At 72.6% G+C, this 26,309-nt stretch carries 18 protein-coding genes and 4 pseudogenes; 2 read left to right on the forward strand and 20 right to left on the reverse strand.

Annotated features, from left to right (window positions below):
* Positions 1-46: 46 nt before the first annotated feature.
* The 10 genes and pseudogenes from rny to ID554_RS04405 form a co-directional block, all read right to left on the reverse strand.
* A complete protein-coding gene (gene rny, locus ID554_RS04375; protein WP_117226621.1) occupies positions 47-1,813 on the reverse strand; it encodes a ribonuclease Y in 1,767 nt (588 codons plus the stop codon).
* A 603-nt stretch (positions 1,814-2,416) separates the two neighbouring features.
* Positions 2,417-3,166 (reverse strand): regulatory protein RecX, encoded by a 750-nt coding sequence (locus tag ID554_RS04380; protein ID WP_117226622.1) that lies wholly within the window; start codon positions 3,164-3,166, stop codon positions 2,417-2,419.
* A 9-nt stretch (positions 3,167-3,175) separates the two neighbouring features.
* Positions 3,176-3,676, reverse strand: a complete 501-nt coding sequence (locus ID554_RS32685; protein WP_223884623.1) for a hypothetical protein — start codon at positions 3,674-3,676, stop codon at positions 3,176-3,178.
* Positions 3,677-3,847: 171 nt separating this feature from the next.
* Positions 3,848-4,402 (reverse strand): annotated as a pseudogene (locus tag ID554_RS32915) (LAGLIDADG endonuclease); the annotation flags it as partial.
* Between the two features lie 60 nt (positions 4,403-4,462).
* A pseudogene (locus ID554_RS32700) lies at positions 4,463-6,412 on the reverse strand (LAGLIDADG family homing endonuclease); the annotation flags it as partial.
* Positions 6,392-6,604, reverse strand: a pseudogene (locus ID554_RS32705) (recombinase RecA); the annotation flags it as partial. The pseudogenes ID554_RS32700 and ID554_RS32705, both read right to left, overlap by 21 nt.
* A gap of 185 nt (positions 6,605-6,789) precedes the next feature.
* Positions 6,790-6,990 (reverse strand): DUF3046 domain-containing protein, encoded by a 201-nt coding sequence (locus tag ID554_RS04390; RefSeq protein WP_117226624.1) that lies wholly within the window; start codon positions 6,988-6,990, stop codon positions 6,790-6,792.
* A gap of 5 nt (positions 6,991-6,995) precedes the next feature.
* On the reverse strand, positions 6,996-8,375 hold the full coding sequence (locus ID554_RS04395) for an MFS transporter (protein WP_396888468.1): 1,380 nt from the start codon (positions 8,373-8,375) through the stop codon (positions 6,996-6,998).
* A gap of 75 nt (positions 8,376-8,450) precedes the next feature.
* Positions 8,451-8,570, reverse strand: a pseudogene (locus tag ID554_RS31350) (UdgX family uracil-DNA binding protein); the annotation flags it as partial.
* Positions 8,571-8,667: 97 nt separating this feature from the next.
* A complete protein-coding gene (locus ID554_RS04405; protein ID WP_117226625.1) occupies positions 8,668-10,008 on the reverse strand; it encodes an aminotransferase class I/II-fold pyridoxal phosphate-dependent enzyme in 1,341 nt (446 codons plus the stop codon).
* A 34-nt stretch (positions 10,009-10,042) separates the two neighbouring features.
* On the opposite strand from ID554_RS04405, the gene ID554_RS04410 reads away from it, so the two are divergent.
* Positions 10,043-11,332 (forward strand): bifunctional pyridoxamine 5'-phosphate oxidase family protein/GNAT family N-acetyltransferase, encoded by a 1,290-nt coding sequence (locus tag ID554_RS04410; RefSeq protein WP_117226626.1) that lies wholly within the window; start codon positions 10,043-10,045, stop codon positions 11,330-11,332.
* Between the two features lie 107 nt (positions 11,333-11,439).
* On the opposite strand, the gene ID554_RS04415 is transcribed toward ID554_RS04410, so the two are convergent.
* From ID554_RS04415 to ID554_RS04460, 10 genes are all read right to left on the reverse strand, one after another.
* Positions 11,440-12,366 (reverse strand): sporulation protein, encoded by a 927-nt coding sequence (locus ID554_RS04415; RefSeq protein WP_117226627.1) that lies wholly within the window; start codon positions 12,364-12,366, stop codon positions 11,440-11,442.
* Positions 12,367-12,377: 11 nt separating this feature from the next.
* Positions 12,378-13,445, reverse strand: a complete 1,068-nt coding sequence (locus tag ID554_RS04420; RefSeq protein ID WP_117226628.1) for a hemolysin family protein — start codon at positions 13,443-13,445, stop codon at positions 12,378-12,380.
* The gene (locus ID554_RS04425; RefSeq protein ID WP_117226629.1) at positions 13,442-14,791 is read right to left on the reverse strand and encodes a hemolysin family protein; all 1,350 of its coding nucleotides are present in this window, start codon (positions 14,789-14,791) and stop codon (positions 13,442-13,444) included. Before ID554_RS04425 ends, ID554_RS04420 begins: the two co-directional genes overlap by 4 nt.
* A gap of 148 nt (positions 14,792-14,939) precedes the next feature.
* On the reverse strand, positions 14,940-15,275 hold the full coding sequence (mnhG, locus tag ID554_RS04430) for a monovalent cation/H(+) antiporter subunit G (protein WP_117226797.1): 336 nt from the start codon (positions 15,273-15,275) through the stop codon (positions 14,940-14,942).
* Positions 15,276-15,325: 50 nt separating this feature from the next.
* A complete protein-coding gene (locus ID554_RS04435; RefSeq protein ID WP_117226630.1) occupies positions 15,326-15,589 on the reverse strand; it encodes a monovalent cation/H+ antiporter complex subunit F in 264 nt (87 codons plus the stop codon).
* Positions 15,586-16,194 carry a Na+/H+ antiporter subunit E gene (locus tag ID554_RS04440; protein ID WP_117226631.1) on the reverse strand — a complete coding sequence of 203 codons (609 nt, stop codon included), beginning with the start codon at positions 16,192-16,194 and terminating at the stop codon, positions 15,586-15,588. The genes ID554_RS04435 and ID554_RS04440 overlap by 4 nt, the downstream gene beginning before the upstream one ends.
* Positions 16,191-17,693, reverse strand: a complete 1,503-nt coding sequence (locus ID554_RS04445; RefSeq protein WP_117226632.1) for a Na+/H+ antiporter subunit D — start codon at positions 17,691-17,693, stop codon at positions 16,191-16,193. The genes ID554_RS04440 and ID554_RS04445 overlap by 4 nt, the downstream gene beginning before the upstream one ends.
* Positions 17,694-17,724: 31 nt before the next feature.
* Complete coding sequence (locus ID554_RS04450; protein WP_117226633.1) at positions 17,725-18,192, reverse strand: Na(+)/H(+) antiporter subunit C; 468 nt, start codon at positions 18,190-18,192, stop codon at positions 17,725-17,727.
* Positions 18,189-21,026, reverse strand: a complete 2,838-nt coding sequence (locus tag ID554_RS04455) for a Na+/H+ antiporter subunit A (RefSeq protein WP_117226634.1) — start codon at positions 21,024-21,026, stop codon at positions 18,189-18,191. Before ID554_RS04455 ends, ID554_RS04450 begins: the two co-directional genes overlap by 4 nt.
* 180 nt (positions 21,027-21,206) lie before the next feature.
* A complete protein-coding gene (locus ID554_RS04460) occupies positions 21,207-21,545 on the reverse strand; it encodes a hypothetical protein (protein WP_117226635.1) in 339 nt (112 codons plus the stop codon).
* Positions 21,546-21,724: 179 nt separating this feature from the next.
* On the opposite strand from ID554_RS04460, the gene ID554_RS04465 reads away from it, so the two are divergent.
* Positions 21,725-26,308, forward strand: coding sequence for an ATP-dependent helicase (locus ID554_RS04465; RefSeq protein ID WP_117226636.1), 4,584 nt, complete (start codon positions 21,725-21,727; stop codon positions 26,306-26,308).
* The last annotated feature ends 1 nt before the right edge of the window (position 26,309 follow it).

Genomic DNA, 26,309 nt, shown 5'->3' on the forward strand with positions numbered 1-26,309 from the left:
CCGGATGGCCGGTCGGAGGCGAGAAGCCCCCGACCGGCCATCGGCGTCAGCGGGCGATCTCGGTGACCCGGGACTCGCGTACCACCGTCACCCGGATCTGCCCCGGGTAGGTCAACTCCTCCTCGACCTGCTTGGCCACGTCGCGGGCCAGCACCGCCGCGCCGATGTCGTCGACGTCGTCGGGCTTGACCATCACCCGGATCTCCCGGCCCGCCTGCATGGCGAAGACCTTTTCCACACCGTGCTTGCCGGCCGCGATCTCCTCGATCCGTTCCAGCCGCTTCACGTACGCCTCCAGGCTCTCCCGCCGGGCCCCCGGCCGTCCCCCGGAACAGGCGTCGGAAGCCTGGGTGAGCACCGCCTCGACGGTCTGCGGCGGCACCTCGTTGTGGTGCGCCTCGATGGCGTGCACCACGTCCTCGCTCTCGCCGTACTTGCGGGCCACGTCCGCGCCGATGATGGCGTGACTGCCCTCCACCTCGTGGGTGAGCGCCTTGCCGATGTCGTGCAGGAACGCCGACCGCTTGATCAACGGCACGTCCAGGCGCAGTTCGGCGGCCATCACCCCGGCGATGTGCGCGGTCTCGACCAGGTGCTTGAGCACGTTCTGCCCGTACGAGGTGCGGTATCGCAGCCGCCCCAGCAGCGTCACCAGCTCGTCGTGGATCTCGGTGATGCCGACCTCTACCAGGGCGTCCTCGGCGGCCCGCCGGCAGAGCTGGTCCACCTCCTGGCGGGCCAGGTCGTGCACCTCCTCGATCCGGTGCGGGTGGATCCGGCCGTCGAGCACCAGCTTCTCCAGCGTCAACCGGCCCACCTCCCGGCGTACCGGGTCGAAGCAGGACAGCAGCACCGCCTCGGGGGTGTCGTCGATGATCAGGTTGACGCCGGTGACCGACTCGAAGGCCCGGATGTTGCGGCCCTCCCGACCGATGATCCGGCCCTTCATCTCGTCGCCCGGCAGGTGCAGCACGCTGACCACGCTCTCCGCGGTCTGTTCGCTGGCCACCCGCTGGATCGCGTCGACCACGATGTGCCGGGCCCGCTGCTCGGCCGTGGACCGGGCGTCGGTCTCGATGTCCCGCACCAGCAGCGCGGCCTCCCGCTTGGCCTGGGTCTCGATCGCCTCGACCAGCTCGGTCCGGGCCGCGTCGGCGGTCAGTCCGGCCACCCGCTCCAACTCCCGCCGCCGCTGGTTCTCCGCCTCGGCCAGTTCCGCCTCCCGGACGGCCAGCGCCGCCTCCCGGGCGGCCAACGCCGCACTCGCGGCGGTGAGCTGGCGCTCCCGCTCGGCGAGCCGCTCAACCTCCTCGGTGTGCAGCCGTTCCCGCTCGTCCATCCGGGCGGCTCGCCGCTCGACCTCGGCGGCCTGCTCGCGGGTGGTCGCGGCGAGCACCGCCACCTCCCGCTCACCGCTGCGCCGAGCCGCCGTCCGCAACTGTTCGGCGTCCGCCTCGGCCTGCTTGTGCGCCCGCTCCAGCACGGTGTCCGCCTCGGCGCGGGCGTCGTCGAGCACCCGCCGGGCCTCCGCCCGGGCCGCCTTCGCCTCCGCCTTGGCCCCCGCCGCCTCCGCGCGTGCCGCGGACGCCGCCGACTTGGCCACGTCAATGGTGCTGTTCACCTCGTCGGCGGCGGTCCGCAACGCCGCCAGCGACTGCTCCTGACGGTCCTTCTCCGCGATGTACGCCGGATCCTCCGGCGCCGGGCGCGCCTGCATGCCGCGCAACACCCGCAGCCCGAGGAAAGCCGCGCCGAGCACCACCACGGTCAGCAGCAGGACGGCGACCAGGAGCACCACGTCCAGGGCGCTCATACAGCGGCTCCCCGGAATGTGTCACCGGTCGCCGCAGCGTCGCTCGGCGGTGGGGCCGGCTGCTCACCCGGCGACCCTGAACTCTGCTCACCGTCGTCGGTGGCCCCCGCACCCGGCGCAGCGGATGCGCCCGTTCCCCCGCTCATGCCGGCCACCCGATGGACCCGTACCGCCTCGACATGGCGCGCCTCCCCTGAACGTCGCGCCGCAGGCAGCATGCCGGTGGGCACGCTCCTACGGCTCTGGACGCCCGACCGGAGCGCCTGGCCGTGGGATGGCTTCCTCCGCCGACGGGGTCGCTGAGACCGTCGGCGGGCCGGGTGCAGGTGTCCCGTCGACCCGGACCGGCCTGTCCGTGGTCGACGTATGCAGCCGGTGAAACCGGCCAAAGTGATGCTGTTCTGTTACGAGATCTATGTTGTGCGCTTAGCCTGCGCCGGTCGGGCAATGTGAGCCTTTATGGCGAGGCTAGGACTCCGACGGCCTCCGGTCAAGAAGTCATGATCAAACCACCCGGACGGAGAGAAGTTAACTCATCACCCTGAGTCACTAAAGAGTCGGACTTCAGCGGACAAACAGTACCGGCGACCGGACGAACCGCGGTCAGTCGCCCGGGCCGCCCGCAGCGTCCCCCTCGGCGTCGATCAGCGCGTCCGCGTCGAGCCGCTCGGCGAACTCGGCCGCCTCGGCGCTCTGCGCCGCCAGGGCCTCCTTCACCGCCCGGATCGCCACACCCGGTGGATAGCCCTTGCGGGCGAGCATGCCGACCAGCCGCCGGAACACCGCGTCCGGCTCGCCCCGGGCCGTCCGCAGTTTCCGCTCGACCAGGGCCCGGGCGGTCCCCGCCTCGGTGGTCTCGTCCAACTCACCGAGCGCCTCGCTGGCGGTGTCACCGTCCACGCCGCGTCGACGCAGCTCGTTGGCGAGCGCCCGGCGGGCCAACCCACGGCCGGCGTGCCGGCTGGTCACCCAGGCGCGGGCGAACGCGGCGTCGTCGATGATGCCGACCTCGTCGTACCGGTCGAGGACCTGGTCTGCGATCTCCTCGGAGATGCCCCGTCGGGCCAGCGCGGTGGCCAACTCGGCACGGGTGCGCGGGCGCGCCGCGAGCTGCCGCAGGCAGATCTCCCGGGCCACCTCGGCCTCGTCCCGAGGCGGGCCCGCACCTCGACCGCCCGCCGTTGCGTCGGCCGACGGCGTGCCGGAGCCCGTCTCGTCGTCGGGCAGACCGGCGGTCGAGCCGGACTTGTCACCGGTGGTGCGGCGACCCCGGCGTGGACCCGGGGTGCCGTCGCCCGTACGAGGCGGGCTGGCATCCCAGCCCCGCCCCGTACGCGCGCGTCGTCCTGCCACGAGTCAGGATCAGAAGTCGACCGGCGGCAGCTCCGGCCCACCGGCGGCATCGCCCGCGCCGACCCCGACGCCGAGCTTCTCCAGGATCTTCTTCTCGATCTCGGCGGCCACGTCCGGGTTCTCCCGGAGGAACTCGCGGGCCTTCTCCTTGCCCTGGCCGAGCTGGTCACCGTCGTAGGTGTACCAGGCGCCGGACTTGCGGATGATCGCCTGCTCGACGCCGACGTCGATCAGCGAACCCTCGCGGGAGATGCCCTTGCCGTACATGATGTCGAACTCGGCCTGCTTGAACGGCGCGGCCACCTTGTTCTTCACGACCTTGACCCGGGTGCGGTTACCGACCACGTCGGTGCCGTCCTTGAGGCTCTCGATCCGGCGCACGTCGAGCCGGACCGAGGCGTAGAACTTCAGCGCCCGACCACCCGTCGTCGTCTCGGGGCTGTTGTGCACCATGACCCCGTCGACGAAGTAGTTGTGGTTGCCCTCCACCTCGATGTCGAACCGGTTCATGGAGCGGGTCTTCGGCTTGACCCGCACGTCGATCACCCGGGCGGGAACCGGCGTGAGCTCCTCCGGAACGAACTGCGGCTCGACGGCGTACCGACCACGGAACCGCGGCAGCAGCTTCGACTCCATCGCCGCCGGCACGTACGGAGCGACCAGCTCCTGGAACCTCGCCGACGACTCGGTGGTGAAGATGATCGACGCCGTCTGCCGAGCCCCACGGGAGACCAGCTTCACGTCCATCCCGTACGCGTCACGCAGGTGCTCGACCAGCCGGTCGCGGCTGCCCTCCGCCATCGCCTCGACGCAGATCTCGATCCGCCCGGAACCGCCGGCCGTGCGCTCCTGCACACCCTTGGACCGGACCGTGAAGCAGCCGTCGTCCATGTACCACACCGCGAGGGCCAGCGGAGTCAATGCCTTGAGGTAGTCCCAGCTCAGGTGCTTCTTACCGTCGCCCAGGTAGACCGCGCGACGCAGCTCGTCCAGCTCCGGCAGCGGAGTGAAGTCGACGAAGGCCGCGCCTCGGGAGTCGGTGCGCCGGGAGTGGCTGAGGTTGCCGAGCAGCGAAACCTTCCAGTCGAGGTAGTCGACCTGCTGCGCGCCGTGACCGAGGCGGAAGCGGACACCGGAACGGTCCCGGCGGTTCGGCGACAGGGCACCGTCACCCATCAGCGAACCGAGCACCACCTGCCACTGCTGCTCGCTGAGGCGCCGCGCCTCGGCCAGCATCACCCGGTCACCGGCGATCACCTCGCCCGCCTCGCGCCAGCCACCGGGAGTGCGAATCAGGTGGTTGGCGGTGGCGGCGAACTGCGCCCGCCCGTTGCCGCCGGACTTGGCGACGGTGAACTGGAGGAACTGCTCCGCCGGACCGTTGTTGAACCAGTTGACGATCCGCTTCGGCTCGACCCGGTCGGTCTCCGGATCGTAGGAGAGGACCTCGACGTCCATGCGCTGGTTGACGATCTTGCCGATCTTCTCCTGGGTGCCGTCGGCAAGGGTGACCCGGGTCGAGTACGACATGCACCCGAACATGACGCCGATCTTCTCGCGGAGCTGGTTGATGAAGATCGCGGTGGTGCCGGTGTTGTTGAGCACACCGGTTATCTTCCGCAGCGCCTGGCTCATCAAGCGGGCCTGCAGACCCACGTGGCTGTCGCCCATCTCGCCCTCGATCTCGGCGCGCGGCACCAGCGCGGCGACCGAGTCGATCACGATGATGTCGAGCGCGCCGGAGCGGACCAGCATGTCCGTGATCTCCAGCGCCTGCTCGCCGGTGTCCGGCTGGGAGACCAGCAGGGCGTCGGTGTCGACGCCGAGGGCCTTGGCGTACTCCGGGTCGAGCGCGTGCTCGGCGTCGATGAACGCGGCGATGCCACCGGCCCGCTGGGCGTTGGCCACCGCATGCAGGGCGACCGTGGTGTTGTGGGAGAGCACCCCGTTCGCCAGGAAACTGTGCGTTCCCGGGAGCATCACGTCGAACGTGGGCTGGGTGCCCGCATCGATAGCCTCGACGACCTTCTCGTAGGTGTAGGCGGAAGTGGACAGGTGCCCGAGGTGCGCCAGAATCGCCTGGCCCGACGCCGACAGGCGGTCCGCGCGCTGGTCAGCCCACTCCACGATCTTCATCAGACGGCTGCGGGAGCAGGCCAGATCGGCGTCCGCGCGGAAGAGGTCTCCGGCGGCCCGGTCGAACGCCCGGTCACCTCCGCAGTCGTCGCGCAGGTCCTGGATGAGCCCCTTGAGATGCGGGATGTTCTCGAACTGGGCGTCACGCGTGCTGACCCGGAAGCAGCGCTCGACCTGCGCGCGGCGTCGGGCGGACCGGAACCCGACCTCGTTGACGAACCGATGCGCGACCGAGGGGTTGACCGTCACGGTCCAGTGGTCGCGCTGATACTTCTCGTTCCACTTGGCGGAGATGGTGTTCGGGATGTTGAGCCCGTAGAGCAGCAACTGAACCTCACGGGCCAGTTGCTCGGATGCGGTACCGAGCCCGATCGTGGAGCTCTCGTCGATCCATCCGTCGCCCTCGAACAGCGCCGACAGGAACGCGCGCTGCGCCTTGTCGCCAGCGGTCCGCACCCGGTAGGGGACACTCTTGCCGTGCGCGGTCACGTAGTCGAGGCCGTACTCCTCGGAAAGGCGCTTGCGGAACGCCCCGCCCGAGACGACGAACTCCTTGTTGTCGTAGTTGCGGACGTCGACACCGAAAGTCTGCTCCATGAGGCGGGAGTACTCACCGCTCACCTCAGGATCCCAGTTGGCGAACCGGACGCTGTGCTGATGGCCAAGTGAGCCCTCGGCGACGAGATAACCCAGGAGCACAGCCTCATCCTCGGAAAGGCCCTCGCCGTGAGCAGCCTCTGATGCGCCGAAGGTGGCCGACACGAGGTAGTCGCCCGGCCGAATGCTCCCGACCGTCCGCCATGCGATGAATCCGCGCTCGGTAACCACCCGTAGCGGATGATTCTTCGTCGCGGTCACGGTCCGCCCGGATCGCAGCCTGAGCTTGATCACCGGCTTGCGGTTGTTGTGAGTCAATGCCGCGACAGGTTCGAGCTCACCACGCTCGTTGACCATTCTCACGCCGAGTTCCCGGATGTCAGTGACTCGACTGGTGCAACTCGTCGGCTGACCGCATCGCGCGAAGAGTTCCTCGACAGTCTCGAGGCCCATGTCCGTCCAGAGGTGCGTGTCAGCGGTCAGGCACTTACCGCTGCTCTCCGGGCCGTAGATCTCGACGACCCGGCCCCGGGGCAGGCCGCCGACACCCAGCGCGACGTCGAGCGCGATGGAGCTGGTCTGGATCACCGCGGTCTGGATGACCGGCCGCTCCCCCAGTCGCATCACCGAGCCCTTGCCGAACTGTTTATCGATCTGGGCGAGAGCAAGGTCGAGCGCCTTCTCCCGGTCCGGCCCTGCCGCCATCGTTGCCACCCCTGCCTTCGCCGGCGTCTTTCCTGAGCTTCGCGTCACGCGGGACACGCTAGGCGCTGGGTCCGACAGAAAACCAGCCGACGGGCCGCGATCTGTGGACGAGCACCCCGCTGTGGACAATAGCCGAACAGGTGTACGAGTCGGCAAGGAACACGCGGAAGTAACGAATCAGCTGCTCAGCGTAGTCGGGCGGGTACCCGGTCGGGGTAGGCGGCGACCACCGCACGCCACACCACGTGCGTCTGGGCACCGGCGGCGAGCGCCTGCTCGATGGTCCGCCCGTCGAGCTGCGCCAGCACCTGGTCGCGGGCGATGCTGGCCGCGTACCCGGGGCCGAACGCCTCCTCCAGCCGCGCCCAGAAGTCGGTCAGCCGCACGTCGATCAGTCCTCCTCGTCCGGTGCGCTCGCCGGCACCGGCCGCAACGCTAGCGCCAGCAGGGGGGCCACCGCGACCGCCGCCAGCAGGGTCAGCACGGGATATCCCGACACCTGCACGACAAACCCGCTGACCGCGCCGGCCAGCGCGCCGGCCAGCCCCATGAGCAGGTCGGACAGGCCCTGGGCGCTGGGGCGTACCGCGTCCGGCACGGACTCCGACAGCAGCGTGGAACCGGCCACCATGGTCGCCGACCAGCCGAGCCCGAGCAGCACCAGCCCCACGACCAGCCGGGGGGTGTGGTGCCCGGCGGTGCCGGCGACCGCGCAGGCGGCCAGCAGCGTGCCGACCCCGCCGAGGATCACCGCGCGTCGGCCGAACCGGTCGGCGAGCAGACCGACCACCGGCGCCAGCGCGTACATGCCGGCGATGTGCAGGCTCAGCACCAGCCCCACCACCGGCAGCACCTCCTCCACCGGGTGGAACTCCCGCAGGTGCACCGGGGTCATCGCCATCACGGCGACCATCACCAGGTGGCCGATGGCCACGGCGGCCACGCCGAGCCGGGCGGCCGGCCGGGCGCGTACCACCGACCAGGCGGCGCGCAACCCCGCGCCGCGCCGGGCCGACGGCGCCGGCACGGGCTCGGCCGTCACCGGGTCACCAGGCGGCGGCGCGGGGGTGGACCGCGCACCGGCCGCCTCGGGACCGACCTCACCCGGACCGTCGGGGACGGCCGCCGCGAGACGGCGCGCGGTCAGCAGCGGGTCGGGCCGCAACCGGATCAGCAGTACGCCGGCGGCGAGCACGAACGCGGCGGAGCTGAACGCGAACGGGCCGGACAGCGGTGGCAGTCCCCAGCCGCCGGTGACCCGGTCGGCCAGCGCGGCGAAGTTCGGGGCGGCCACCGCGCCGACGGTGGTGGCCCAGACGACCAGGGACAGGTGCCGGGCGCGGCGGGCGGGCGCGGCCAGGTCGACGGCGGCGTAGCGGGCCTGGAGGTTGGCCGCGGACCCGCCGCCGAACAGCAACATGCCGAGGAAGATCAGCGGGATCCACCCGGTCGCCGCGGCCAGCACGATCAGCGTCCCGCCCAGCGCGCCGACGCCGTACGCGACGGCCAGGCCCGGCCGGCGACCGTGCCCGGTGATGATCCGGGTGATCGGTACGGCCAGCAGCGCGCCGCCGACCACGGCGGCGCTCTGTGCCAGGCCGGCCGCGGCGGTGCCGGCGATCTCGGCGACGAGCAGCGCACCGACGGCGAAGCCGATGGTCACCCCGATCCCGCCGAGCACCTGGGTGGTGCAGAGCAGGCGCAGGGTACGCCGCTGGAGCGACGCGACGTCAACGGGCGCCATCGTCGGTGTGCTCAGGTCGGTGGCCAACGAACCGCTCCTCGGTAAGGGGTTCCGATCCTGACGCACCCTACGACGGCGATCGCCGGGGCGTCCGACGGGCGGTCAACGGGTGAGCGCGCGGGCGGCGACGGTGAGGTCGGCGACGAGGCCGTCGTAGGCGATGTCCTGGTTGTCGGCGCGCAGCACCGCCGACGGGTGGATGGTGGCCAGCACCCGGGCGCTGGCGTCGCCCCGGCCGAAGACGATCCGCGAGGCGTCCCGGTGCAGCTCGCAGCCTCGGCAGCCGGCTGCGGCGGCGCGACAGGTCGTCGCATCCTGGTCAGGCGCTGAACCCGGCGGGTGGGGCAGGGCGGGCCGCGCGGGCCAGGGCGTCGGCCAGCGCCGGCAGGTCCTCCTCGTCCAGCGGGCTGACGGTGATCCGCAGCGCGGGCGGGCCGGCGATACGGTAGAGCGCGCCCGGGGCGGCCAGCCAGCCGGCGTCCCGCAGCACGGTCGCGGCGAGGGTCTCGTCGGCCACCGGCAGCCACACGTTGATGCCGCTGCGGCCGTGGGCGGGCAGGCCACGGGTGGCCAGGGCGGCGACCAGGCCGTCGCGCCGCCGTTCATAGCTGTCGGCGGCCCGCTCGATGGACGCGGTCACCGCCGGGTCGTGCCAGAGCGAGAGCACCAGCCGTTGCAGCACGGTGGATACCCAGCCGGCACCGACCCGGGCCCGTCCGGCCACCCGGGCCACCGTGGTCTCGTCCCCGGCCAGCACGGCCAGCCGCAGGTCGGGGCCGAACGGTTTGCTGACCGAACGGAGGAAGGCCCAACTGCCGGTCGCGCCGGCCAGCGGGTGCAGTGGCACCCGGGCCAGTTCGGCGGCGTGGTCGTCCTCGATCAGCAGCAGGTCGGCGTACTCGGCGAGCAGGGCGCGCAGCGCGGCGGCCCGGTCGGCGGAGACGGCCGCGCCGGTGGGGTTCTGCGCCCGGCTGGTCACCACCAGCGCCCGCGCTCCGGCGGCGAGCGCGGCGGCCACCCCGGCGACCATCGGCCCGTCGTCGTCGACCGGTACGCCGATCGGCCGCATCCCCAGGGCGGCGATCAGGTCGAGGAGGCTGGCCCAGCCCGGGTCCTCCACGGCGACCGCGTCGCCGGGCCGCAGGTGCGCGCCGAGCAGGCGTTCGATGCCGTCCAGTGCGCCGCCGGTGAGGGTCACCTCGGCCGGGGGGACCCCGTCGGCAGCCAGTCGTGCCCGGGCTGCCTCGGCGACCTCCGGCAGCACGCCGACGTCGGGGTAGCCGACCGGCGTACCGGCGGATTCGGCCAGCCGGGCCAGGTGCGGGCCGAGCGGGGGCAGCAGCCGGGTGTCGGGCTCACCGGCGGACAGGTCCCGCAGCCCGGGGGCGGGAGGTGGGCGCAGGGCGGCGCGGCGGGCGGCGACCGGCGGGCGGGGGCGTACCCGGGTGCCGTGCCGGCCTGCGGTGACGACCAGGCCGCGTCGGCGCAGGTCGGCGTAGGCGCGCGAGACGGTGGCCGGGCTGACGGCCAGGTCGGCGGCGAGTGTGCGGACCGGCGGCAGCGGGTCACCGGGGACGAGGGTGGCGTGGCGGATGCCCGATTCGATGCTGGCCGAGATCTCGGCGGCCGTCGCACCGGTCACCTGATAGCGTGCTGACACAAAAAAGAGATCGTACTAGAACAAAGGTGGGAGCATGTACACGCCGACCGCCCGCACCACCGCCAGCCGCTCCCGGGAGCGGATGAGCTACGACCGCGACGCCGCGCACGCGGTGCTCGACGAGGCGTACCACTGCGCGCTCGCCTTCACCGTGGACGGTGCGCCCCGCGTCCTGCCCACCCTGCACGTCCGCGTCGGCGACACCCTCTATCTGCACGGCTCCACCGGCAGCCGGCCGCTGCTGGCCGCCCGCGGCGACGGCCTGCCGGTCTGCGTGGCGGTCACCCTGCTGGACGGCCTGGTCTACGCCCGGTCCCAGTTCCACCACAGCGCCAACTACCGATCTGTGATCGCGCACGGCACCGCCCACCTGGTCACCGACACCGGCCTGCGGGCCGAGGTCTTCACCGCTCTGATGGAGAAGATCGGCGCCGGTCGCGCCGCGCAGAGCCGCCCGCCGAGCCGGCGGGAACTGGCCGAGACCGCCCTGCTGGGCCTCCCGCTGCGCGAGGTCTCCGTCCGCTCGCGCACCGGCGGCGTCCGCGACGAACCCGCCGACCTGGCGCTGCCCTACTGGGCCGGGGTGGTGCCGCTGCGGCTGACCGCCGGGTTGCCGCAACCCGACACCGGGGTCACCGCGCCGATGCCGGCGTACCTGCGACCGGCCACCACGCCATGGCACGAGCCGGCCGTGCTGCACGGCACGCACGTCCGGCTGGAACCGCTGGACCTGTCGCACACCGACGAGTTGTACGCGGCCACCACCGACCCGGAGGTCTGGCGGCACCTGGGCGTCCCCCAGCCGACCGATCCGGAGGCGCTGCGCGACGGGATCGCGACGGCCCTGGCCGCCCAGCACCGTGGCGAGCGGGTCGCCTGGGCGCAACGGTGCGCGGTGACCGGGGCCGTCGTCGGCGCCACCTCGTACTACGAGATCGACGACGACCGGCGGTCGGTGGCCATCGGCTACACCTACCTCGGGCGGCCCTGGTGGCGTACCGGGATCAACACCGAGGCGAAGCTGCTGCTGCTCGGCCGCGCCTTCGACGACCTGGACGCGGTCCGGGTGGTCTGGCACACCGACATCCGCAACGAGCGCTCGCAGCGGGCCATCGAACGGCTCGGCGCCACCCGGGAAGGCGTACTGCGGATGCACCGGCAGCGGCCGGACGGCTCGTGGCGGGACACCGTGCAGTACTCGATGACCGCCGACGAGTGGCCGAACGCACAGGTCAGGCTGCGGGAAAGGCTTCTCGGGCGCTGTTCCTCGGCTTCGGATTCAAGCTCGCTCAGGGCTGAGGGCACTCGGTGTCGTTGTTTGTAAGGAAGGGTCCCCTGCTAACGCCTGCGGTATAGCAGGGGACCCTTCCTTACACCGGCGGGCGCGAGGTGCCGCGAGGCGAGAACGGGCGCGAGGTGACGCGGCGGGCGTCAGGTGCCGTCGCCGCCGCCTCCACCGCCGCCTCCGACACCCGCTCCGCCGGCCGTGCCGCCCAGGCCGAACCCGGGCGTGATCGGCCGGTCGGGCGGGCGGCTGACGTGGGCGGACTCGGTGATGGTGGCCGACCAGTCGGCCTGCGCTGCCGCTGCCGCGTGCCGGTTGATCGCCTCGCGCAGCCAGCCGTCCACGATGGAGATCCAGTCGCGCTGACCGGCGTCGGCGTGCCAGATGCGGAACCGGCTGATGCTGGTGTGGGTGATCCCGGCCAGCGCCAGCCGGCGGTCGCACCAGAGGATCACCTCGAGGCCGGCGGAGTTGGCCACGAAGATCACCTCCAGCTCGGTGATCGGCCCGGCGTAGAGCGGCCCCACCCAGAAACCCCACCGCTGGTGCAGCGGCAGGGTCTGCTCCACCCCGGGCAGCCGCCCGTCGACCAGCCCCGACTGGCGCACGCTGAACCCGAGCGTGTCCAGCGCGGCCAGGACGTGCTGCTGGGTGGGCAGCGGATGGACGAAGACCGGCACCATGGCGCCCTGGTCCAGCGCCGGGTCGAGCGCCACCTCGGTCCGCAGCCCCATCCGCAGGCTGAGCAGCGGCGCCCCGCCGTACGTGGTCACCGGCGTCTCCCACGGCAGCGGGAACTCGAACGGGATCGACCGCGCCCGACCGGCCCGCAGCACCAGCGCGTCGGCCACCTGTGCCTGGTGGAACTGCACCAGCCGCCGAGGGGCCTCCGGGTCGTCCGGCTCGACCGAGCTGACCAGGCCGAGCCGGACGTGCAGGACCGGCACGTCCACCGCACCGGCGATCAGGTTCACCCGCCCCGGCAGACGCAGGCCGGGACGGGTGCTCGGATTGGCCAGCGCGGTCTGCACCGTCAGGCCCGTACCGCCCGGTGACACCCCCGTCAGCCGCATCCGCGTCGCTCCTACCTCAGGCGGCGTACCGCGCGCGGGATCGGATCGGTCTCGTCGTCGAACTCCCCGATGACCTCCTCCAGCAGGTCCTCCAGGGCGACGAAGCCGACCGGCCGGGCCGGACCACCACCGTTGCGCACCATCGCGAGCTGGGATCGGCGGGCCCGCATCACGGCCACCGCCTCGGTCACCGTGGCCGTGCCGGGCAGCGTGATCGCCTCGTTCATCAGGTCCACCGCCCGGGCCTCGGGTCGCACGGCGGTGGCCCGCACCGCCTCCCGTACGTGCACCAGACCGCAGACGTCACCGGCGGCGTCCAGCACCGCCAGGCGGGACCGGCCACTGTCCCGGCTGACCTGCTCGATCCGGTCCACCGGGTCCTCCCGGCGTACCGTCACCATCCGGTCGAAGGGCTCCATCACCTGCGCCACGGTCGTCGCCTGCAACTGGAGCATGCTGGTCAGCAACTCGTGCTGCGCGGCACCGAGCAGCCCGTGCTCGTGCGACTGCTCCAGCAGCATCCGCAACTCGTCCGGGCCGTGCACCTGGGCCAACTGGTCCTGCGGGTTGACCTTGAACAGCCGCAGCATCGCGTTGGCCACCGCGTTGAGCACCGACAGCACCGGCCGGGCCACCCGGGCGAAGGCCCGGAACGGCAGGGCCAGCAGCAGCGCGGACCGCTCCGGGTGGGTGATCGCCCAGGACTTCGGCGCCATCTCGCCGACCACCAGGTGCAGGAAGGTGACCAGGCTCAGCGCGAAGATCAGCGCGATCACGTGGCTGGCGCCGTACGGCAGGCCGACGGCGTGCAGCAGCGGCGCCAACAGCCGTTCGATCGCCGGCTCGGCAAGCGCACCGAGGCCCAGCGTGCACAGGGTGATGCCGAGCTGCGCGCCGGCCAGCATCAGCGACAGCTCGCGTACGCCGTCCAGGGCGGCCTTCGCCGCCCGCCCGCCGCCGGCCGCCGCCTGCTCCAGGCGGTACCGCTTGCTCGCCACCAGGGCGAACTCGGCGGCCACGAAGAACCCGTTGAGCGCCAGCAGGACCACCGAGGTGATCAGCGCGAATCCGGTACTCACGCGCCCACCTCCTCGGGCCCGCCGGTGACCTGGAGACGGACCGAGTCGGCCACGTGCCGGTCCACCGCGAGCACCTCGACCAGGGCGCGCAGCCCCGGACCGTGGTCGCCGTCGGCCGGCAGGCTGATCTTCAGCCGGTCACCGACCTCGGGTACCCGCCCCAGCTCCCGCATCACCAGCCCGGAGAGGGTGTCGTACTCGGGGCCCTCGGGCAGGGCGATGCCGGTGCTGTCGGCGACCTCGTCGATGCGCCAGCGCGCCGGCACCACCCACGAGCCGTCCTCCTGCCGCGCCGGAGCCCGCTCCGGCGGGTCGTCCTCGTCGCGGATCGGGCCGACCAGCTCCTCGGCGATGTCCTCCAGCGTGATGACGCCCGCGAAGCCGCCGTACTCGTCGACCACGCAGGCGAGCTGCCGGTGCCCGGACCGGAGCCGGTCCAGCACGGTGGGCAGCGGCAACGTCTCGGGTACCAGCAGCGGCGCTCCGGCGACCGTGCTGACCGGGGTGCAGGCGCGCTGCGCCGGGGGCACCCGGAGCACATCGGCGATGCCGATCACACCGACCAGGTCGTCGACGCCCTCGGTGCCGCGTACCGGGAACCGGGAGCGCCCGGTGTCGAGCAGCTCGACCACCCGGCTGATCGGATCCTGGGCCAGGACGGTGTGGACGTCGACCCGGGGCACCATCGCCTCGCCGGCGGTCAGCTGGCGGAAGTCGAGCCCCCGGTCCAGCAGCTCGGACATCTCGGCGTCCAGGTGGCCGCCCTGCCGCGACTCGGCGATGATCTGCTCCAGGTCCTCCGGGGTGGCGCCGCTGGGCAGTTCCTCGATCGGCTCGATGCCGACCCGACGCAGCAGCCGTACCGCGGCCCGGTCGAACAGCTTGATGAGCGGCCCGGCGACCGCCAGGTAGACCAGGGTGGAGCGGGCCAGGGCCCGGGCCACCGGCTCGGGGCGGGCGATGGCCAGGTTCTTGGGGGCCAGCTCACCCACCACCATCTGCACCACGGTCGCGATGACCAGGGCCAGCGCCACCGACAGCGGAAGGCTGACGGCGGTGGACACGCCGGAGACGCCGAGCAGCTCGGCCAGGCCGGCACCGAGGTAGGGCTCGGCGAGGTAACCGACCAGCAGGGTGGTGACGGTGATGCCGAGCTGGGCGCCGGAGAGCATGAACGACAGCCGTCCGGTGACCTCCAGGGCACGGGCGGAAGCCTGGTCGCCCTCGTCGGCGCCCTGCTTGAGCTTGCCCCGGTCGACCGCGACGTAGCCGAACTCCTGCGCGACGAAGTAGCCCGTCGCGACGGTCAGAACAATGATCAGTACGAGACCGACGGTGATCAACACGGGAGGCTCAGGGCTCCCGGTGTCGTCGGGTCGGGTGGATGCCGGGGCTTACCCGGCTGGCTACTGCTGCCCTCCTGGGCAGAAGAGTCGATCATCCCGTCATTCTACCGGCGAGGACGCCCGCCTCGCGGGTTGTGAAGGCACCCCGTCACCGCTCGGCCAGGTCGTCGGCCTCCAGCAGTTGCCGGTCCAGTCGCCCGCTGCGGTACGCCGCCCTGCCGATCATCTGCGCGGCGACCGGCGCGGTGGCCAACTGGAATACACCGACCAACGCGATCATCCCGAGGTCGGAGACCGTTCGCAGCCGCAGCCCCACCCCCAGCAGCAGGAGCAGGACGCCGAGCACCTGCGGCTTGGTGGCCGCGTGCATCCGGGTCGGCGCGTCCGGGAACCGCACCACGCCGATCGCGGCGGCCAGGCTCAGCAGCGCACCGGCGATCAGGCTGGTCGCGCCCAGCCAGTCGGCGACCGCGCCGGGCGTCACCCCGTCCAGCCAGTCGGCGGCCGACACCCCGGTCGCCCAGGCGGTGGCCGTCACGGCTTCTCCCGCACGGCGAAGCGGACCATCGACACCGAGCCGACGAAACCGAGCAGGCCGAGCGCCACCAGCACCGGCAACGTGGTGGCGTGCCGGTTGATCGCCGCCTCCGCGCCGACCGCGCCGATCATCGTGGCCAGCAGCATGTCGGCGGCGATCACCCGGTCCAGCAACGACGGTCCCCGGTAGAGCCGGGCGAGGGCGAGCAGCGCGGTCACCGACAGCAGACCGGCCAGTACGACGATGAAGACGGTGTTCACGAGGGCTCCTTGTCGGCCGGGTCGGCGCGCAGGCGACGGACCTCGGCCGTCGAACCCACCGCCTCGATGATCCGTTGTTCCACGGCGCGTACCTGCTCGCGTGCGGCGGCGAGGTCACTGCGTCGACGTACGTCCAGCACGTGCGCGTAGAGCGTCGCGCTGGCCCGGTCCACGTCCACGATCAACGTGCCCGGCACCAGCGAGAGCGCCTCGGCGGTGAGGGCCAGGTTGAGGTCGGTGCGCACCCGCAGCCGGACCGCCACGATGGCCGAGTGGGGCACGTACCCGGGCTGCACCGCGATCCGGGCGACGTGCACGCTGGCCCGGACCAGGTCGACGACGAACCGGACCGCGAACACCAGCAGCCCCCGGGGCCGGAGCCGCCCGGCGAAGGTCACCGGCGGGAGCGGGAAGAACACCAGCACCGCAGTGCCGAGCAGGATCCCGCCCAGCAGATTACCCCAGGTGAACTCGCCCCAGAGCAGGTTCCAGACCAGCACCAGCCAGCCGACCGCGATGGCCTGGTCCCGCCATCGGCCCGCCCGGCCGCGCACGTCCCGGCCCGGCCCGTCGGCCGACCCGTCGCCGGGGTCGGTCCCGGTCACGGCGGACCGTCCGGCAGTACGGCATGGATGTACGGGGTCCGGTCGCGCAGGTCGACGGCGGCGCCGGTGGTCACGTCGAACAGCGGGCCCGCCACCACGGTCAGCGATACCCCGAGCGCCACCAGGGCGACGGTGGCCCCGACGGTCAGCGCGGGCAGCGGGGCGGTCGGTTCGACGGTCTGGCAGGGCGTACGCCAGAACGCCAGGTTCCACACCCGACTGGCCACGTACAGGGTGAGCAGGCTGGTCAGCGTGCCCACCGCCACCAGCGTCCAGGGCAGCACGCCCCCGACGGCCACGCCCGCCTGGAGCAGCCCGAGCTTGCCGAGGAAGCCGGAGAACGGCGGGATTCCGGCGAGGTTCATCGCCGAGACGAAGAAGAGCACGCCGAGCAGTGGCGTCACCCGGGCCAGCCCGCCGAGCCGCCGCAGGTCGGTGCTGCCGGTGCGTTGTTCGATCAGGCCGGCGACCAGGAACAGGGTGGTCTGGATGGTGATGTGGTGGACCACGTAGAAGATGGCACCGACCAGCCCGGCGACGGTGCTGAGCCCCACCCCGAAGATCATGTAGCCGATGTGGCTGACCAGCGTGAACGAGAACAGCCGTTTCAGGTCCGACTGGGCCACCGCGCCGAGGATGCCGACCAGCATGGTCAGCCCGGCCACCACCATCAGCAGCTTGCCGGCCTGCTCACCGGGGAAGAGGAGGGTCTGGGTCCGGATGATCGCGTACACGCCGACCTTGGTGAGCAGGCCGGCGAAGACCGCGGTGACCGGCGCCGGGGCGGTCGGATAGCTGTCGGGCAGCCAGGCCGACAACGGGAAGACCGCCGCCTTGATCCCGAACGCCAGCAGCAGCATCAGTTGCAGGCTCAGCCGGACGCCCTCGGGCAGCCCGTCGAAGCGGGCCGCCAGGTGGGCCAGGTTGAGCGTGCCGGTGGCCGCGTACACCAGGCCGACCGAGATCAGGAAGATCATCGAGGCCAGGACGTTGACCACCACGTACGTCGAGCCGGTGCGGATGCGCAGTCGGGTGCCGTTCAGCGTGATCAGGACGAAGCTGGCGGCGAGCAGCATCTCGAAACTGACGAAGAGGTTGAACAGGTCACCCGCGAGGAAGGCGTTCGTCACGCCGGCGGTCAGCACCAGGTAGGTGGGGTGGAAGATGGCCAGCGGCGCAGACTCGCCGGTCTCCGCCTGGCCCTGGCCGATCGAGTAGAGCAGCACGCACAGGGTCACCGCCGAGGAGACCACCAGCATCAACGCGGCCAACTGGTCGGCCACCAGCACGATGCCGACCGGCGCCGGCCAGGCCCCGATCTGCACCACCGCCGGCCCGTACCGGTACGCGTGCACCAGCAGCAGCACCGCCACCACCAGTGTGGTGGCCAGGCAGCTCACGCTGACCACGCGCTGCGGCACCGGCCACTTCGCCAGCAGCAGGGTCAGTGCCGCGCCCAGCAACGGCAGCAGCACCGGCAACGGCACCAGGGCGGTCATCGGCGCCTCCGGCGGGGCGGCGCGTACCGGCTCATCCCAGGCCCTCCTCGCGGCGCTGCCACGGCGCGGGCACGTCGACCTGCTCGGGGTCGCTCTCCGGCGGTTCACCGCCGAGGTCTGCGGTGGAGACCTCCTTGCGCGCCGCGCGGCGCACGATCTGCTGGTCCTCAAGGTCGTCGGGCACCTCGTCGTCGCCGGTCAGGTACCAGCTGCGGTAGCTGATGGCCAGCAGGAAGGCGGTGAACCCGAAGGTGATGACGATGGCGGTGAGCACCATGGCCTGGGGCAGGGTGTCGCTCATCCGCTCCGGTTCGGTGACCCCGGCGATCGGCGCCCGCCCGGACCGTCCACCAAAGATGATCAGCAGGTTGACGCCGTTGCCGATCAGGATGATGCCGAGCAGGACCCGACTCAGGCTGCGCTCCAGCAGCAGGGTCACCCCGCAGCCGACGAGTACCCCGATCGCCACGAACGAGACCAGGTTGGCGTCGGCGCTCACCGGGTGCCCCCCCGACGCTCCACGGCGAGCCCACCATCGGGTCCACCGGCCGCCTCGATGTGCCGGTCCACCTCGGCGCCGAGACTGCGCAGCACGTCCAGCGCCAACCCGATCACCACCAGATAGACGCCGATGTCGAAGAAGAGCGAGGTGATCAGGTAGAAGTCGCCGATCACCGGCAGCCAGAGGTCGATCCGCGTGCTCTGCAGCACGGTGCCGCCGGCCAGCAGCGAGGCCACCGCGCCGCCGACCGCCAGACCCAGACCGGCGCCGAGCACGGTGCCGGCGGAGATCGGTGCGGCCTCGGCCAACTCGTACCGGCCGCCCGCGAGGTAGCGCATGGTCAACGCCAGGCTGGCGACCAGGCCACCGGCGAAGCCGCCACCAGGGGCGTTGTGGCCGGAGAACAGAAGGTAGAACGAGAACAGCACGGCGGTGTGGAAGATCAGCCGGGTGACCACCTCCAGCACGATCGAGCGGTTGCGCTCGATCAGCGTGGCGCCGCCACGCAACCAGATCGGCCGCCCGGCCACGCTCTCGCCCCGGTCGGCGTCCAGGCGGCGGGGACGGGGGCCGGTGCGGGACTGCTGGAAGATCAGGCTGGCCACCCCGGTCGCCGCGGCCACCAGCACCGCCAGCTCGCCCAACGTGTCCCAGGCCCGGATGTCGACGAGCGTCACGTTCACCACGTTGCGGCCGTACCCCCCCTCGACGGCGAAGCGGGGGAATTCCTCGGAGATGGTGCGCGTGTGCCGGGCCGCCGTCGCGGCCAGGGCGAGTCCGGCCACGGTGAGGCCGACCAGGACACCGATCGACCGGCGGATCCAGCGGCTGCGGCGCAGTGGGCGCACCGAGAACCGTTCCGGCAGGCGACGCAGCACGAGCACGAAGACCGCGATCGTCATGCTCTCCACCAGGAACTGGGTGAGCGCCAGGTCGGGCGCGCCGTGCAGCACGAAGACCATCGCGGTGCCGTAGCCGGTCACCCCGACCAGCAGCATCGCGGTGAGCCGGCGGCGGGCCCCGACGGCGAGCAGCGCCGCCATCGCGATCACCAACAGCACCACCGGTTGCGCGGGCGAGCCCCACAATTTCAGGGCCTGCTCCCACGGCCGGATCACCAGCAGCACGCCGCCCGGCACGGCGGACAGCACGATCAGGATGAGACCGAGGTACTGCGGCAGCGAACCCCGCTGGGTGACGCTGGTGACGTCCACGGCGGTCCGGTCGAAGCGGTGGACGAGCCACTCGTAGCCCTGCTGCCCGGTGACCGGCGACCGCAGCCGGGCCAGCGCCGGAGCCAACGGACCACGCAGCAGGAACAGCACCGCGCCGCCGGTGAGGGCCAGCGCGGAGAGGCCGAGCGCGAGATTGAGGCCCGGCCAGAGGGTCAGGTGCGCGTGGACCGGTCCGAGGAGTCGCGCGTACGGGCGGATCACATGGTCCAGTGCGCCGGCCGCCGGCCCGGCGACGAGTCCCGCCCCGGCGAGCACGGCCGGCGGCACCAGCATCGCCGTCGGGATCCGGCCCAGGTCGGTCGGGGCCCGACCGGGACGGGTGCCGAACGCGCCCCAGATGAACCGGAGGCTGTAGGCGACCGTGAGGACGGTGCCGACGACAAGCACAGCCAGGGCCGCCGGGCGGTCGGTGAAGGCGGCGAAGATCGCCTCCTTGGCGACGAAGCCGACCAGCGGCGGCACCCCCGCCATGGAGGCGGCGGCGAGCCCGGCCACCACCGCCAGGTACGGGGCACGCCGGCCCAGGCCGGACAGCTTCCGCAGGTCACGGGTCTGCGCGCCGTGGTCGATCACACCGACCACGAGGAACAGCGCCGCCTTGAACAGGGCGTGCGCGACCAGCATCGCCACGCCGGCCAACGCGGCGTCCGGGGTGCCCACCCCGATCGCCACCGCCACCAGGCCGAGCTGGCTGAGCGTGCCGTACGCCAGCAGCAGTTTCAGGTCGGTCTGCCGCAGCGCGGCCCAGCCGCCCATCACCATGGTGGCCAGCCCGGCGACCAGCACCACCGGACGCCACGGGCCCACCTGCGCCAGCACCGGGGCGAGCAGGCCGAGCAGGTACACGCCGGCCTTCACCATGGCTGCCGCGTGCAGGTAGGCGCTGACCGGCGTCGGTGCCGCCATCGCCACCGGCAGCCACGACGTGAACGGCAGCAGGGCCGACTTGGACAGCGCCCCGAGCAGGATCAGCAGCACCGCGACGACCAGGTACGCCCCGCCGGGCAGCGGGTGCTGCGACAGTTCCGACAAGCGGTAGGTGCCGGCGTGGTGGCCGAGCATGATGAACCCGACCAGCATGGCCAACCCGCCGAACGTGGTCACGGTCAACGCCTGGGCGGCGGCCCAGCGGGCGGAACGCCGCTCGGCGCTGTGCCCGATCAGCAGGTACGAGAAGACCGTGGTCAGTTCCCAGCAGACGTAGAGCAGCAGCAGGTCGTCGGCGAAGACCAGGCCGAGCATGGCCCCGGCGAAGCCGACCACCACCCCGACGAACTGGGCCGTGCCGACGGCCGGCGGCGGGAAGTACCGCGCGCTGTAGACCAGCACCAACGCGCCGACACCGCCGATCAGCAGCGTCATCACCCAGGACAGGGTGGTGGTCCGGAAGGCCAGGTCGAGCCCGAGCTTCGGGATCCACGGGTACGTCTCGACCACCGCACCGCCGTCGACCACGTCGGGTGTACGGAACACCGCCCAGCCGAACGCGGCGGCCGGCGCCAGCGCCAGCGGATAGCAGGCGCGTGCACCCCACCGGCGGACCAGCAGCGGTGCCGCCAGCGCCACCACGAGGTGCAGGATCAGCAGTACGAGCACGCGCGCTCCCGGTCGAGGTGGCAGCGGCGCCTGTTCCGCGTGCATGGCGCCTACCTGCGATCAGACGACATCCGCAGGGCGCAATAGGCGGTTTTGTCGAAAAAAGCCCACATTCACCTTTGTCCGGCGCGCATGCACCAGGAAGTGGGCCATTGGCAGCGGCCGCCGGGACCGCCCGCCCTACCCGGCGCGGGTCTCGACCATCAGGTCCGGTCGGCCGAGTTGCCGTGCCGCCTTGTTGACCAGCCGCTGCGCGGCGGCGAGGGAGCGTACGGAGAGTAGCTGGCCTCTGCTCTCACGGCGGAGCACGAAATAGTGCACGGCAACGCGCACCCGGGCCCGGTCGGCGGCGCTGGCCTGGGCAGTGGAGACGACCAACTCCCGTAGGCAGCCGGCGAGACGCTCAGCCAGCTCAAGATCGGGGCCGTGCAGGCCAGCACGGAGAGTGGCGACATGACTGTCGACCTTGCGAATGAGGACGTCGGTGCCGGACCCTGGACTCCGCTCCTCCACGTCCATCCGACCTCCTCGCCGCGCGCCACACCGCGAGTGAAGTTACTTTATGTTGCAGGATGCGAGCAAGCAGTTAAGTAAGACTTAACGGATTCAACGGCCATGACGCCTGCAACGCCTTAAACCGGCATACCTCTCCACGGCCGTACCCCGGCGATGCCGGTCACCGGGGGCAGTATGGGGTCGTGGCGGATTCCAGCGGTGGGTCGACCGGGGTGCTCTCCCGCTTCGGTCCGGCGACCCGGGAGTGGTTCGGGACGGCCTTCGCCGCGCCCACGGCGGCGCAGACCGGCGCCTGGACGGCGGTCGCGGCCGGGCAGCACGCCCTGGTGGTGGCGCCGACCGGTTCCGGCAAGACCCTTGCCGCCTTCCTCTGGTCGCTCGACCGGCTGGCCCGCGAGCCGGCCCCGGCCGACCCCCGGCGCCGGTGCCGGGTGCTCTACGTCAGCCCGCTCAAGGCGCTCGCGGTCGACGTCGAACGAAACCTGCGCGCACCCCTGGCCGGCATCCGGCAGGCCGCCACCCGGCTCATGCTCCCCCCGCCGGAGATCACCGTCGGCATGCGGACCGGCGACACCCCGGCCGACGAGCGGCGGGCCTTCGCCCGAACCCCGCCGGACATCCTGATCACCACTCCGGAGTCGCTGTTTCTGCTGCTCACCTCCGCCGCGCGGGACGCGCTGCGGGGTGTCGAGACGGTGATCGTCGACGAGGTGCACGCGGTCGCGGGCACCAAACGCGGCGCCCACCTCGCGCTCTCCCTGGAGCGTCTCGACGAGTTGCTGCCCACCCCGGCGCAGCGGATCGGGCTCTCCGCCACCGTCCGGCCGGTCGACGAGTGCGCCCGGTTCCTCGGCGGGGCCCGCCCGGTCGACGTGGTGGCCCCGGTCAGCGCCAAGACGATCGAGGTCAGCGTCCAGGTCCCGGTAGAGGACATGACCCGCCTCGACGAGCAGGAACAGCCGGAGGACGAGCTCGGCGGCCCCCGGTCGGCGTCGATCTGGCCTGCCGTCGAGGAACGCGTCTACTCGCTGATCCGGGCACACCGCTCGACGATCGTCTTCACCAACTCCCGACGCAGCGCCGAGCGCTTCTGCGCCCGCCTCAACGAGCTCGCCGTCGAGGAGAGCAGCGAGGAGCAGGCCGGTGGGTCGGTGCCGCCGACCGGGCGGCTGGTCCGGACCTCAGCGGAGATGATGGCCCGGGCCGGGGCGGTGGCCGGCGCCCCGCCGGTGATCGCCCGCGCGCACCACGGCAGCGTCTCCCGGGAGGAACGCCGGCACATCGAGGAGTCGCTCAAGGCCGGGCAACTCCCGGCCGTGGTCGCCACCTCCAGCCTCGAACTCGGCATCGACATGGGCGCCGTCGACCTGGTGGTGCAGATCGAGGCGCCGCCCAGCGTGGCCGCCGGCCTGCAACGCGTCGGCCGGGCCGGGCACCAAATCGGCGCGGTGTCCCGAGGGGTGGTGCTGCCCAGGCACCGGGGCGACCTGCTCTCCTGTGCCGTGGTCGCCGAGCGGATGGGCGACGCCGCGATCGAGGAGCTGCACCATCCACGCAACCCGCTCGACGTGCTCGCCCAGCAGATCGTCGCGATGGTCGCGCTGGACGAGTGGCCGGTGGCCGACCTGGCGGCGGTGGTCCGCCGGGCGGCGCCCTTCGCCGAGCTGCCCGACTCCGCGCTGCACGCCGTGCTCGACATGCTCTCCGGCCGCTACCCGTCGACCGCCTTCGCCGAGCTGCGTCCCCGCCTGGTCTGGGACCGCGCCACCGACCTGCTGACCGGCCGGCCGGGCGCCCAACGACTCGCGGTGACCAGCGGCGGCACCATCCCCGACCGGGGCCTGTTCGGCGTCTTCCTGGCCGGCGCCGAACGCGCCGCCCGGGTCGGCGAGCTGGACGAGGAGATGGTCTACGAGTCCCGGGTGGGCGACGTCTTCCTGCTGGGTTCGTCGTCCTGGCGGATCGAGGAGATCACGCCGGACCGGGTGCTGGTCTCCCCCGCACCCGGCCAGGCCGCGAAGATGCCGTTCTGGAAGGGCGACCAACCGGGCCGTCCGTTCGAGCTGGGCCGGGCCATCGGTGCCCGGGTCCGCGGCCTGCTGCGCCAGGGCGACGAGGAGGCGACCGCCGCGCTGCGCGCCACCGGCCTGGACGACTGGGCCGCCGGCAACCTGATGGCGTACCTGCGCGAGCAGCAGGCCGCCACCCGCGCCCTGCCCGACGACCGGACGGTGGTGGTCGAGCGCTTCCGCGACGAGCTCGGCGACTGGCGACTGGCGGTGCACAGCGTGCTCGGCGCGCGGGTCAACGCGCCGTGGGCACTGGCCGTCGGCCGTCGACTTGCCGAGCGGTACGGCGTGGACGCCCAGGTCCTGCCCGCCGACGACGGCATCGTGGTACGCCTGCCGGACACCGCAGACACGCCGCCCGGCGCCGACGTGGTGGCGTTCGACCCCGAGGAGATCGTCCAGCTCGTGGAGGAGTCGGTCGGCACCTCGGCGCTGTTCGCGGCCCGGTTCCGGGAGTGCGCCGCGCGATCGCTGCTGCTGCCCCGCCGCGACCCGCGTCGCCGCCAGCCGCTGTGGCAGCAGCGGCAACGCGCCGCCCAACTGCTCGACGTCGCCCGCGAGTACGCCGACTTCCCGGTCACCCTGGAAGCCGCCCGGGAATGCCTCCAGGACGTCTTCGACCTGCCTGCGCTGACCCAGGTGATGCGGGACCTGGCCGGTCGACGAGTCCGGCTCGTCGAGGTGGAGACCCCGCGCCCGTCGCCGTTCGCCCGCTCACTGCTCTTCGGGTACGTCGGCGCCTTCCTCTACGAGGGCGACTCGCCACTGGCGGAGCGCCGGGCGGCGGCGCTGGCGCTCGACTCGGCCCTGCTGGGCGAGTTGCTCGGTCGGGTCGACCTGCGCGAGTTGCTCGACGCCGAGGTGCTCGCCGAGACCGAGCGGCAGTTGCGCTGGCTCACCCCGCAACGTCGTCCCCGCGACGCCGAGGACGTGGTCGAGCTGCTGCGCCAGATCGGCGACCTGAGCGACGACGAGCTGGGCGTACGCGGGGTGCCGGTGGAGTGGCTGACCGAGCTGGCCGCCGCCCGACGGGTGCTACGGGTCCGCGTCGCCGGGCAGGACCGCTGGGTCGGGGCGGAGGACGCCGGCCGGCTGCGGGACGCGTTGGGAGTGGCGCTGCCGGTGGGTGTCGCCGAGGCGTACCTCGAACCGGTCGCCGATCCACTCGGTGACCTGGTCGCCCGGTACGCCCGTACGCACGCGCCGTTCGCGGCGAGCACCTGCGCGGCCCGGTTGGGGCTGGGCGTCTTCGTGGTGGAGCAGGCGTTGCGTCGGTTGGGGGCCACCAGCCGGGTGGTCTCCGGCGAGTTCACCCCGGAGTCGGTCGGCGCCCAGTGGTGCGACGCCGAGGTGCTGCGCATGTTGCGTCGCCGTTCGCTCGCCGCGCTACGCCGCGAGATCGAGCCGGTGCCGCCCCGGGCGCTGGCCACCTTCCTGCCCCGCTGGCAGCAGGTCGGCTCGTCGGCGCGGGGAGTCGAGGCGGTGGCCGCCGCGGTGGAGCAGTTGCAGGGCGTCTCGGTGCCCGCCTCGGCCCTGGAACGGCTGGTGCTTCCGGCCCGGGTGGCCGACTACTCCCCCGCCCAGCTCGACGAGCTGTGCGCCAGCGGCGAGGTGCTGTGGACGGGCGCGGGTGCGATCTCCGGTGGCGACGGCTGGGTCGGCCTGGCGTACGCGGACGCCGCCGCGCTGCTGCTGCCGCCGACGGACGGCACGCTGGCGCGTACGCCCCTGCACGACGCGGTGTTGGACGCGCTCGGTGACGGGCAGGCGATGTTCTTCCGTCCGCTGGCCGACCGGGTCGGGTCCACCGACGACGCCGCGCTGACAGCGGTGATCTGGGAACTGGTCTGGTCCGGTCATCTCACCAACGACACGCTGGCGCCGCTGCGGGCGCTGCTCGGCGGCGGTGGCGCGCACCGGTCCCGACCGAGCGCCGCGCAGGGCCGCTACCGGCGATCGGGGCGGGTGGCCCTGCCGGCCCGGGGTGGCCCGCCGACGGTGGCGGGGCGCTGGTCCCGGCTGCCGGAGCGGGACACCGACCCGACCCGTCGGGCCGCCGCCCTGGCCGACGTGCTGCTGGAGCGGCACGGTGTGGTGACCCGGGGCGCGGTCGTCGCCGAGCAGGTGCCGGGCGGGTTCGCGGCGGTGTATCCGGTGCTCGCGGCGATGGAGGAACGCGGCGCGGCCCGACGGGGGTACTTCGTCGACGGGCTGGGCGCCGCGCAGTTCGCGGTGCCCGGCGCGGTGGACCGGATCCGGGCCCTGGCGGAGCCGCTCGACGGCGGGCGGGCGAGCCGGGGTGCCCCGGCGGTGGTGCTGGCCGCGACCGACCCGGCCAACCCGTACGGCGCGGCGCTGCCCTGGCCGGAGAGGGTGGTCGACTCCGGTGACGCGTCGACACCGGCGCCCACCGGGCACCGCGCCGGGCGCAAGGCCGGCGCCCTGGTCGTGGTGGTCGCCGGTGACCTGGTGCTCTATGTCGAGCGTGGCGGCCGGACGATCCTCAGCTTCACCGACGACGCCGACGCGTTGACCGCCGCCGGCATGGCGCTGGCCGACGCGGTCCACTCCGGTGCGCTCGGCCCGATGTCGGTGGAACGCGCCGACGGTGAGGCCGTCCGCTCGTCGCCGCTGCGGGACGCCCTCACCGCCGCCGGATTCCGCACCACCCCGCGCGGCCTGCGGCTCCGCACCTGAC

It is taken from the genome of Micromonospora craniellae, from assembly GCF_014764405.1.
Taxonomy (GTDB): domain Bacteria; phylum Actinomycetota; class Actinomycetes; order Mycobacteriales; family Micromonosporaceae; genus Micromonospora; species Micromonospora craniellae.

Bases quoted from the DNA above. Each gene is read 5' to 3' on its own strand.
- ID554_RS04415 (WP_117226627.1), bottom strand. From the start codon at position 12,366: ATGCGGCTGACGGGGGTGTCACCGGGCGGTACGGGCCTGACGGTGCAG.
- rny (WP_117226621.1), bottom strand. From the start codon at position 1,813: ATGAGCGCCCTGGACGTGGTGCTCCTGGTCGCCGTCCTGCTGCTGACC.
- ID554_RS04410 (WP_117226626.1), top strand. From the start codon at position 10,043: ATGTACACGCCGACCGCCCGCACCACCGCCAGCCGCTCCCGGGAGCGG.
- ID554_RS04460 (WP_117226635.1), bottom strand. From the start codon at position 21,545: ATGGACGTGGAGGAGCGGAGTCCAGGGTCCGGCACCGACGTCCTCATT.
- ID554_RS32685 (WP_223884623.1), bottom strand. From the start codon at position 3,676: ATGAACCGGTTCGACATCGAGGTGGAGGGCAACCACAACTACTTCGTC.
- ID554_RS04445 (WP_117226632.1), bottom strand. From the start codon at position 17,693: ATGACCGCCCTGGTGCCGTTGCCGGTGCTGCTGCCGTTGCTGGGCGCG.